Annotated in this window: 9 protein-coding genes; all 9 read right to left on the bottom strand. The window is 42.8% G+C overall.

Translation table 11 applies throughout. The features are described from left to right. Nucleotides 1–579 (bottom strand): PmbA/TldA family metallopeptidase (locus tag L650_RS0105830; RefSeq protein WP_029772506.1); only part of this gene is annotated, 579 nt, incomplete at its 3' end. Continuing rightward, complete coding sequence (locus L650_RS0105825; protein WP_029772505.1) at nucleotides 576–1,403, bottom strand: carbon-nitrogen hydrolase family protein; 828 nt, start codon at nucleotides 1,401–1,403, stop codon at nucleotides 576–578. The genes L650_RS0105830 and L650_RS0105825, both read right to left, overlap by 4 nt. Further along, nucleotides 1,400–5,257: a YhdP family protein gene (locus tag L650_RS0105820; RefSeq protein WP_029772504.1), complete on the bottom strand. Its 3,858-nt coding sequence runs from the start codon at nucleotides 5,255–5,257 to the stop codon at nucleotides 1,400–1,402. The genes L650_RS0105825 and L650_RS0105820 overlap by 4 nt, the downstream gene beginning before the upstream one ends. Beyond that, nucleotides 5,257–6,729: a ribonuclease G gene (gene rng, locus L650_RS0105815; protein ID WP_004585759.1), complete on the bottom strand. Its 1,473-nt coding sequence runs from the start codon at nucleotides 6,727–6,729 to the stop codon at nucleotides 5,257–5,259. The genes L650_RS0105820 and rng overlap by 1 nt, the downstream gene beginning before the upstream one ends. A gap of 1 nt (nucleotide 6,730) precedes the next feature. Further along, nucleotides 6,731–7,300 (bottom strand): Maf family protein, encoded by a 570-nt coding sequence (locus L650_RS0105810; RefSeq protein ID WP_029772503.1) that lies wholly within the window; start codon nucleotides 7,298–7,300, stop codon nucleotides 6,731–6,733. Beyond that, entirely contained in the window at nucleotides 7,300–7,779 is a 480-nt protein-coding gene (mreD, locus tag L650_RS0105805; protein WP_004585757.1) for a rod shape-determining protein MreD, read from the bottom strand. Before mreD ends, L650_RS0105810 begins: the two co-directional genes overlap by 1 nt. Beyond that, the gene (gene mreC / locus L650_RS0105800; RefSeq protein WP_024032490.1) at nucleotides 7,772–8,614 is read right to left on the bottom strand and encodes a rod shape-determining protein MreC; all 843 of its coding nucleotides are present in this window, start codon (nucleotides 8,612–8,614) and stop codon (nucleotides 7,772–7,774) included. The genes mreD and mreC overlap by 8 nt, the downstream gene beginning before the upstream one ends. After that, a complete protein-coding gene (locus L650_RS0105795; protein ID WP_002958401.1) occupies nucleotides 8,614–9,657 on the bottom strand; it encodes a rod shape-determining protein in 1,044 nt (347 codons plus the stop codon). Before L650_RS0105795 ends, mreC begins: the two co-directional genes overlap by 1 nt. Nucleotides 9,658–9,793: 136 nt before the next feature. Next, nucleotides 9,794–10,988 (bottom strand): SUMF1/EgtB/PvdO family nonheme iron enzyme (locus L650_RS0105790; protein WP_029772502.1); only part of this gene is annotated, 1,195 nt, incomplete at its 5' end.

Below are 10,988 nucleotides of genomic sequence, written 5' to 3'. Positions count from 1 at the left end.
GCCATTTTTTTCAAGTAAAACGGAGCAGTTTAAACGAATAAGCGGGCGTATATCGGTAGCAAACGTGCCATCGCTGGCAGCAATTAATACTTCTTCGTATACAGCCGACATTGAACTAATTACTTGCTCAGCATCAGGGGCGAGTTCGCGTATGTAGTTTTCAAGCTCACGCAATAAACTCACTTTATCGCTGTCACTCATGCTTGATATTGGCTGATGCGGGGCAAATTGCTCTTTTGCTTTCACATCGCTAAATACTTTAATGGTTTTATCTTCGCCTGCATCGGCAATGCTACGAGCCGCCGTTGCGGCTTTGTTTAACGCTTCAAGGTTAATGGCATCAGAGTAAGAAAACCCTGTTTTTTCACCACTAACGGCACGTACACCTACTCCGCGCTCAACATTGTAAGAGCCTTCTTTAACTAAGCCGTCTTCAAGCACCCATGACTCATGATGGCTTGATTGAAAGTATAAATCGGCGTAATCCACTTTATGCTGATGAATATACCCAAGCGTTTTTTCGAGTTCTTCTCGATTTAGCTGGCTGTCGTGTAATAAATGCTGTTCAACCGAATTCATAATAAATGCTCTCTAAATCGTTGATGAGATTGCACGGGCATATCTCTTCTAATTTTATTTAACTGGTTTAGGTCGGCGTAACCGCTTATAAACCCTACCCCACTTTCAAGCGTTGCTATTTGCTCGCCCCACGGTGAAATAATAATACTGTGGCCGTATGTTTGGCGGCCATTTTGATGCGTTCCATACTGCGCCGCTGCAATAACGTAACATTGCGTTTCTATTGCGCGTGCTTTTAATAAGGGTTGCCAATGTGCTTGCCCAGTAGGGAGTGTAAAAGCACTGGGCACTAAAATTATTTCAGCCCCTTGGCGCGTAAGTGCGCTAAATAATCCGCTAAAGCGCAAATCATAACATACTGTTAAGCCAATTTTACCAAACGGTGTAGCAACAACCACCACATCATCGCCTGCCTGAGTAAAGTCTGACTCTCGATAGCTGGCGGTTTTATCGGCCACATCAACATCAAATAAATGCATTTTATTATACGTGGCTACGCATTCACCTTGGCTATTAAATAAGTGCGAGGCCGCAAAGTATTTATTATTTTTGTGTGGCTCAGGGATGGTGCCCGCATTTAACCAAATATTATGCTTTTTACACAATGCACTTAATTGCTGCTTGTAGTGAGTAATACGTTTAGCAACCGCTAGCGTATCATCGCCACTTTTACTAAATACTAAAAACGCCTCGGGTAAACATACAAGCATTGGCCTGGCTGCGGGGAGTTTATTTAACGCCTCGCCAAGGGTTGCCATGTTTTCGTCGGGGTTGGTGCCTGAGCACATTTGCAAAGCAATTATATTGGCGTTTAGCGTACTCATTGTGTTGCTGTTACCGCGGCATCTTTAAGTGTGAGTGTACTGGCCGCTTGCGGCTGATTTTGCGCAGCTTGCGGTAAGGTAACTTCTTTACTTTTACGCTCAAGCTCTTGTACCACAGGGTCATTCATTTTGCCGGTTACTTTAAAGTTAATTTCGGAGATCACCCTTGCTGAGTGAATAACCTTATCAAGCGCTAAAGCGGCAAGCCCTGTGACGGGATTAACCATCCAAGCCACTATAACCGGAATACTAGATGTTACTTGCGGTGCCACAGCTAAATCGTAATCTATTTCAAGGGTGTTTAAATTAGCATAGCCGTTAATCGTTAAATCGGCTGGCACGCCATCCATTTTGGTATCTTTTGTGTAGGCTATACCTTTATCTAGCTGCATAGAGCCTTTTAAGCTGTTATAAAAAAAGCCTTTTGAAAATACATCTCTAAAATCGAGTTTTAATTTACGCACTAGCGAGTCAAGGCTAAGTAGCGAAAATACACGTGCCCCACCATCACTTATTTCAGCAATGTGGCCTTCGCCTAAATCCCACTTAACTTCACCGCCCAAACTAGGTATATCAAAGTCATACGGGGCGCCTTGCCAAGCAAGGTTGTAGTTAATATCGGCTTTTGAGTCTTTTATAGCGGTGGTGATATCAAATTCATCAAATAGCGCGCCTATATCGTCACTTTTAAGTTCACCATTAAATTGCGTAAAGCCACCTTGCCATTGCCCTTTGGTACGTAAAATATGGTCGCCCTTATCAACCACAAGCTCAGAAATAGTAAGCTTGTCGCCTTCACCGACCAGCGAAGCGCTCACTTTATCAAGCTGATAACTTGCCACTTTACAATCTGCACATTCAAATTCAATGGCAGGTACTGTGTTAAGCCACGCTAGGTTTTGCTCTGGCAGTACATCGGTGATCTCAAGATCTTCTTCTACTTTAGGTGCAAAGTTAAGTCTTAAGTAATCGCTATTTATACGTATCGGCTGGCTTGGCTGAGAGCTGGGAATAAACACGTCAGCACGCAGCTCTTTGGCATTAAGTTTTAAATATAGGTCGTTTTGCTGGGGCGCTAAGCGCATTTCAAAATCGTTAAAAATAATGTCGCTAGCATTAACCTTGTCAATATGCGCAACCACTTCATTTAATGGCGGCATAATACCCTCAGACTGCTGGTTTGGCTTAGCTTGAGCGGCTTTAATTATTTGGTCTATTAATTCAAACCATGCTTCTAGTTGCGTTTGTTCAAGGTTAATATTAACGCTTAAATCTTTTTGATTTAGCCCTAAATCTTGCTCACCAAGTACAATATGCATATTACTAAATTGCGGCTGACCGTTTTCTAAAATCGCATTAAAATATAACTGCTGATTAGCATTAGCCGTAATAAGATTTGAAATATCATCGCCTTGCACTATGCCAGTTAACGGCCAAACCTGTTCACTTGTTTTGCCATAGGGCGCTGGTAGCGTGCTCGTTAACCCTCGTAGCTCTGAGCTTACCTGAGCGCGGTAATTAAAGCCTTGCTCAGTAAAATTAAGTGCAAGGCCTAAATCAACTTCACTTTGCCCACTCAGGTACCCTTTCAGTACACCTTGCGCCTGGGTTGTTAGTCTATCTGCATTTAGTAACGCCGTTATATCAATATTAGCGGTGTACTGCTGTGCTTCGCTTGCACTATTATAGTTAATGCTAAGCGGCATACCCAACCATGTAGCGCTGGCGTTTTGCATGCTAATTGTATCGTTTTCAAAGCTGAGCTCGCCGCTTAGTTTTTCAAGCGCAATGCCAGGGGCTGCAATATAAACAGGCAAATCGTTTAGTTTTACTTTGCCGCTGACACTGGCTCCACCTTTAAATTTAGAGCCAATCAAAAGAGTTACGCTTGCATCGGCTTGACCTTTACCCTGCACCACTTCAAAAATATTGGCCAGTGGGTTTGCAATCGGGGTGGCTGCAAAAAAGTCATGCAGTTTTTCCATTTGCGCGCGTTTATCTATTTGTACAATGAGTTGATCAGCGTGCATTAAATCGGCAATACTCACTTGCACGCTATCGCCTACTTCTAAATTAACTAACTGGCCTTGCTGGCTATAAATATCCATTCGCTCGTTGGCAAAATGCAGCTGCACATTAGCGTTAGTTACTGCCGGCCAATTGGGGTCAAACGCGTACGTTGCGTTATCTATTTGCGCGAGTACATCAAATTGGCCGCTGCCATCGGTGAAAGGAAAACCTGAGAGCGGACCTGCAAATAATACTTGCGCCTTAGCTACTTCGCCCCCTTTTATTGCACCGTTTAAGTAGCTTACAAGTTGAGGGCTCATTGCCTTTAACGGAAAGTAGTGCCCAGCTACTGTGGCATCTTCTGCATAGGCTTCTGCGTATAGATCTAAGCGAGGATCGTCGCTAAGGCTTACATTTAGCTCAGCCGCTAAGGTAACTTCGTTATTATCAAACCAAATATTATTACTGCTTACATTCCAGTAATTATCTGTTTTTGCTAAATCCAGATCGATATTAATTTGGTTGTAATCAATATTTTTACTGAAGCTGTTGCCGGTTATTAAAGTCCCGTTTTCGCCAAATAGCTGCACTCGCCCGCGCTGCTGATTTATAAGCCCCGAGACTCTCAGCGCCTGCGCTGCAGGAATACCAGACACTTCTTGCCAGCCAATATTATTAGCTGAAAACCATAACTGCCATTGCTCATCTGGATTAAGTTCTAGGTAGGCTTGATCGATAAAACCGCTTGGTTTGCGGTTTAAAAGTGGCTGTAATGCTTCAAAATTAGTTAACGACGCCAAGTTACTCAGTAAAGAAAGATCAACCTGCTGCAGCCACACTTTATTTTGCTTACCTAAGTTTGCCTCAAATTCTAGACTTGGCCAGGTTGTGTCGTTATTACTAAATGTTAGGCCCGTGCTTTTTAAGTGCCAAGCGTTTGCCTCAGGAAATAAATGAAATCCCCCTTCGCTTAAGCTTACTTGTTTAGCTTGTTGGTTGTTTTGCCAGTGCACAAAGCTAGGTAACCACTGCATTTTTACATCGCTGATAAAACCATTTTCGAGCTTAAGCCAAGACTTTAAGTTTATGTCTGTGTAAAGCTGTTGTTTTTCAGTATTAATATATTGCGCCAACCAATTAGACACATCTACGCTATTTGCTTGTACGTAAATATCACCCGCAATTTGCTCTATAGTTTTGCCACTAAGTGCGATACGAGCGTCAAAGCTACCCACACTAATGCCGGGCAAGGCGAGGCTGCCGCTTCCTAAATGCTGTTCATCTTGGTTTTGCCATACTATGTTTTCGAGTAATAGTTTGCGCTCTCTACCATCTTCTAAAATGAAATTAATACTCGAATTTTCAATAGCAAAATGCCCTGTATCTCCCAAAAACAGCTCTTCAATTAGCTCTTTTTGTTCAAACGAGACATCATCGTTATTGGTGTTATTAAATAAATTTTGAATATTTACACTGGTATGAAAGCCATTAATAACAAAGTAATTAGACTTTAACTGAAAGGCTTTAATGCTCTCCCATAGGTTAAGTTCTAGGCTTGTTTTGGCAATAGTAAGCGATATAGGCGCAGTTTCGTTATCCTTAAAGGAGAGATCTTCTAATACCAAGGCAGGGCCGGCGCCATGCCAACTGGCAGAGATTGCGCCTATAGAAAGACTAATGGCAAATTTATCGTGCAGGTAGGTTTCTATATCGCCTTTGTAGTCATTTGCATAAGGTAAGGTGTACTTTAAAATAGAAACAATCACGGCCAGTAATACTAAAATTATGGCGCAGGTTTGCCATAACTTTCTAAAACAAAAAAAACAGACCGCTTTCGTTTTCATTACATCATTACCACATCAAACTGCTCTTGGCTGTATAGGCTCTCTGTTTGAATATTGACCTGCTTACCAATAAATAGTTCAAGTTCGGCAAGGTTATGATACTCATCATTGAGTAAGGCTTCACTTACAGCAGGTGCCGCATACACCATGAATTTATCGGCATCGTAGGCGCGATTAACGCGCACTATTTCGCGCAGTATTTCATAGCATACGGTTTCGACTGTTTTTTGTGAGCCACGTCCAGAGCAAGCCGGACATACATCACACAAAATATGCTCAAGGCTTTCGCGGGTACGCTTACGGGTCATTTCTACTAAGCCTAATGCGCTTAAGCCGTTTATGTTGGCTTTTGCACGGTCTTTAGATAGTGCAGACTCTAGAGAATGTAATACTCTGCGTTTATGATCTTCGCTGATCATATCGATAAAATCGATAATAATAATACCGCCTAAGTTACGCAGGCGTAGCTGCCTAGCAATAGCTGATGTGGCTTCCACATTGGTATTAAAAATGGTTTCTTCTAAATTACGATGCCCTACAAATGCACCTGTATTCACATCAACTGTGGTCATCGCTTCGGTTTGGTCAATAATTAAATAGCCGCCCGACTTAAGCGTGACTTTACGATGCAGTGCTTTTTGAATTTCGGTTTCAACGTCAAATAAGTCAAAAATTGGGCGCTCACCTGGGTAATACTCAAGTGCTTGCGAAAGCAAAGGCACAAACTCTTCAGTAAACAGCTTTAGCTCTTGATAGGTTAGCTTAGAGTCAACTCTAATGCGCTCCATATCTTCACCTACGTAGTCGCGCAGGGTTCTAAATGCAAGCGTTAAGTCTTCGTGTAATATACTGGCTTTATTGGTTTTTTTACGACGTGATACAATTTTTTGCCACAGTTTTCGTAAAAATTCAGCATCGTGTCTTAGCTCCGCTTCACTGGCGCCCTCTGCCGCTGTACGAACAATAAAACTGCCATTATCGTCGCCGTATTCTGCCACTATTTTTTTAAGTCGCGCACGCTCTTCTTCGGTTTCAATACGCTGACTAACACCTACATGCGTAGCGTCTGGCATAAACACTAAATAGCGCGAAGGAATAGTGATATCGGTAGTAAGCCTTGCTCCTTTAGTGCCTAGTGGGTCTTTAACCACTTGCACCATAATGTATTGGCCTTGGCGTACCAGCTCACGTATGTCTTGTACTTTTTTAATCGGCTCGTCGTCTACCCCCTCAACTATTGAGGCGCTATTGACTATGTCTGATGCATGCAAAAAAGCGGCTTTTTCTAGGCCTATATCAACAAAAGCAGCTTGCATGCCTGGCAGTACGCGGCTTATTTTTCCTAAGTAAATATTGCCTACAATACCTAGGTTGCCTATACGCTCTAGTTGAATTTCTTGTAATACACCGTTTTCGATTAGGGCAACACGGCTTTCACTTGGCGTGACATTTATTAGTAATTCTGTACTCATGTTACCTTCTTAAGAATGCTTGTAATAATTGTTCGGTCTCGTATAAAGGTAAGCCTACAACAGCAAAATAGCTACCCGCAATGTGTGTAACAAAGCGACCACCTAAGCCTTGAATGCCATAACCACCGGCTTTATCTTGTGGCTCGTTTGACTCCCAATAGCTATTTATTTCTTCATCGCTGAGGGTTTTAAAGGTCACATCGGTACTCACCACACAACTTAGTACATCTGTTTGTGTAGCAAAAGCAACGGCAGTAAGTACTTGATGTGTATTGCCAGATAAACGTTTAAGTGTTGTTATGAAATGGTTTTTATCGCGTGGTTTACCCAACGATTCGTTATCAATAACAACCACAGTATCGCTACCAAGCACTGGGCGGTCTGTGTAACCAAGCGCTACGCCTGTTTGCGCTTTTAAGCGGGCTAAGCGCTCAACCAATGCATGAGGCTGCTCGTTTGCAAGTGGGGTTTCATCTGCATCTACACTGAACTGTTCAAACTCAATGCCTAACTGACTCAACAACTCTTTACGTCGCGGGGAGGCTGATGCCAAATATACTGCGGTTGTCATTACCTGATCCTAAAATGTCTACGGTATTTGCGAAGAAGTAAAAAGACCCAAAACCAGCTGACCATACCGGTCGCCACTGGCCACAGGTATTGTGGATTAAAATAAACACCTAATAAAAAGTGATTTAACCAAAATTGCATTAGGTGATACAAGGTTAAAAATAAGCCCACTAATAAGCTTTGCTGCCAAAGCGAAAAGTTACGTATTTTTTGAAAGTTACTTGCGGTCACAAATATACAAATAGAATACGTGAGTGAGTTTACTCCTAATGGCGAGCCTAAGGCTAAGTCCATGAGTAGGCCAACAACCCACGCGGTACCAATATTTAATCTATGCGGCACTGCCAGCGACCAGTACATTAATACCAGTAACACCCAATCAGGTCTGAAGGGCTCAAACGAAAAAGGCAGTGGCATTAATGCCATAATTAAAGCAAAAAAGATGCTTAGGGCAATTAACAATGAATAACGATTAATCATCGCTGATTTGCTCCTGTTGATTGCGCCATAAAATAACCAACAAACGAATACGGTCTAGCTGTGCAATAGGCTCTGCAAATACTTGAGCAAATGGGCGCCCTTCATCGCGGTTTATTTCGGTGACAACAGCCACCGGGTAACCTTCAGGAAACGTACCGCCAAGCCCCGAGGTCACGAGTACATCACCAATGCGAACATCAAGGCTATGAGGTACATGCGAAAGCTTAACAACGTTAATTTTACCTATGCCTTCAACTACCGTGCGTACGTCGTTTCGTAGTATACGTACCGGCGTAGCATGAGTTGTGTCGGTCATTAGTAACACGCGCGACGTGGTAGAGCCTACTTTCGTTAATTGACCAACAACCCCCATTTCATCAATTACCGCTTGGCCTTCGCTTAGGCCGTCGGTGGTACCGCGGTTAATAACCACTTGATGACTATAAGGGTTTGAATGTACAGAAAGTACTTGGGCTATTTTTTTACGATTAGATTGCTTAGCCGATGAGCCAAGTAAAGCGCGTAGCTTTTGGTTTTCGCGGGCTAAAAATTGGTATTGCTGCAATTGCTCGCTTTGTAGCATTTGCTTTTTTTTCAGCGCTTCGTTTTCACTCAGTAACTGATCGCGGGTATGCAGGCTTTTAGCACCTAAGCTAAATATTTCGTAAGGTAGGTTGGCAACGTAAATTAATGGGCTGACAAGTGTATTAAGGCTCGTACGTACAACCGTGCCGCCTTGTGTAAACTTATCGCCCGCAATGAGCACTATGCTCAAAAGCACTGCGACAAAAAGTCGCAGTTGCAAAGAGATGGTTTGTCCAAACAGTAATTTCATTAATCGTAACTAAAAACGTCACCACCATGAACATCAATCATTTCAAGTGCTTTACCGCCGCCACGTGCTACACACGTAAGTGGATCATCGGCAACGACCACAGGAATGCCTGTTTCTTCCATTAATAAACGATCTAAATCTTTTAATAGTGCACCACCGCCAGTCAGAACCATACCGTGAGCTGAAATATCTGATGCAAGCTCAGGTGGAGACTGTTCAAGTGCAACCATTACCGCACTTACAATACCCATTAGCGGCTCTTGGAGTGCTTCTAAAATCTCGTGCGAGTTAAGTGTAAATGAGCGAGGAACACCTTCGGCTAAGTTACGACCGCGTACTTCAATTTCAATTGGTTCGTCAGTTTTAAAAGCAGAGCCTATTTGATGTTTAATATTTTCAGCCGTTGCTTCACCAATTAGGCTACCAAAGTTACGGCGTACATAATTAATAATGGCTTCATCAAATTTATCGCCACCAATACGCACAGACGATGAGTAAACAACACCGTTTAGTGAAATAATAGCAACTTCGGTAGTACCACCACCAATATCAACAACCATAGAACCAGTTGCTTCTGATACTGGTAGCCCAGCACCAATTGCTGCGGCCATAGGCTCTTCAATTAGGTACACTTCGCGCGCGCCGGCACCCATTGCTGATTCGCGGATTGCACGCTTTTCTACTTGGGTTGCACCACACGGTACACAAATAAGTACACGTGGGCTTGGGCGCATAAAGTTATTGTTGTGCACTTGTTTTATAAAGTGTTGTAACATTTTTTCGGTTACATAAAAGTCGGCTATTACGCCATCTTTCATTGGGCGAATCGCTTTAATATTACCCGGTGTACGCCCTAGCATTTGTTTTGCTTCTGTACCCACAGAAGCAACACTTTTAGGTCCACCAGCGCGTTCTTGACGAATAGCTACAACTGAAGGTTCGTTAAGTACAATACCTTCTTCTTTTACATAGATAAGGGTATTGGCTGTACCCAAGTCGATCGATAGATCGTTTGAAAAAATACCACGGAGTTTTTTAAACATGAGGCTGGATGACCTTTGAAATACGTTCTTATGTTAGCTGCACTCACTTTAACATGCCTAATTAGATGAGCAATATAAAGCGCAACTACCTTTGTTAATTTGTGAAAAAAGGAAGCTAGGCTTCCTTGGTTAAATGCTATCGTTCGCGGACTAAGCGAAAGCCAATGTAGTTAGATCTAAAATCTGGCGCTAAAATTAATCGTGTTGAAGCACGTGCAAGGCTTGGTGCAAAGTTCCACGCCCCGCCTCTTACTGCAACATCAGATTCGCCCGACTCTTTAGCTGTCCATTCCCACACATTGCCTACGGTGTCGTATAATCCAAATGCGTTAGGAGAAAAAGAACCCACCGGTGCTGCACGTTTGTTTGACCATTCGCTACCACACCAACCACAGTTAGCTAAATTTTTACCTATTTCGTTACCCCAAGGGTATTCTGTTTCTGTACCTGCGCGAGCGGCGTATTCCCATTCAACTTCATTAGGTAAACGGTACTGCTGGCCGGTTTCGCCAGAGAGCCATTCGGCATACGCTTTCGCGTCGTTAAATGTTAAACACACAGCAGGAAAATCGCTGCTTTGCTCAAAACCTGGGTTACGCCAGTTTAAATTAGCTTCCCATACGGGTTCGCCATTTAAATAATAAGCACACCCTTTGCTTTGCTCTGCTTGTGTTTTATACCCAGTACTTGCTACAAACGCTTCATAGGCACCTACGGTAACCTCTTTGGTTTGCATAGCAAATGAGCTGGCTATCACTTTTTCAATAACCGGGCGTTCATTTGCTAAACCATTGCCGTTAATATCGCCCATCTTAAATTTACCGGCGGGCACAACTACAACATTATTTTGTACATCAGCAGAGCGATTAGTGCTTGCTGTACGACTTACAGGTTTTGGTTGCTCGCGAGTGTAAGCCGGTGCAGCAATCGACTCAGACTTTTTTACTAAGTTAGCATGAATAGTCTGTGCTTTAGTTAAATCAACTCTTACTTTGTAAGGCTTATAACCTAATTTACGTATTTCTACGTTATGCACACCACGCGGTAAACGCGTAACTAAACGCGTAGAGCCAAAGCTCACCCCATCAATAAACACTTCATCATCGTAAACATTTGAACGTAAAGTCAGCTCAACTTGCTGATTTTTCTCTTTATTTATAATTGATGGATAGTTTTTTTTTGTAGGTGCAGCTTTCACTGAATAATCGCGCACTGGCTGATTGTTCATTCGCGATACAGACACAGTGTCGGTATTATCCGCGGCGTTGCTGAATGTTAACTGACTATCAGAGTAGGTTGTACCGTAACCAGGCTGATACGCTGTCGCGAGT

Source organism: Pseudoalteromonas sp. TB51 (assembly GCF_000498055.1).
Lineage (GTDB): Bacteria > Pseudomonadota > Gammaproteobacteria > Enterobacterales > Alteromonadaceae > Pseudoalteromonas > Pseudoalteromonas atlantica.
This window is presented reverse-complemented; position numbering and strand designations above follow the sequence as displayed.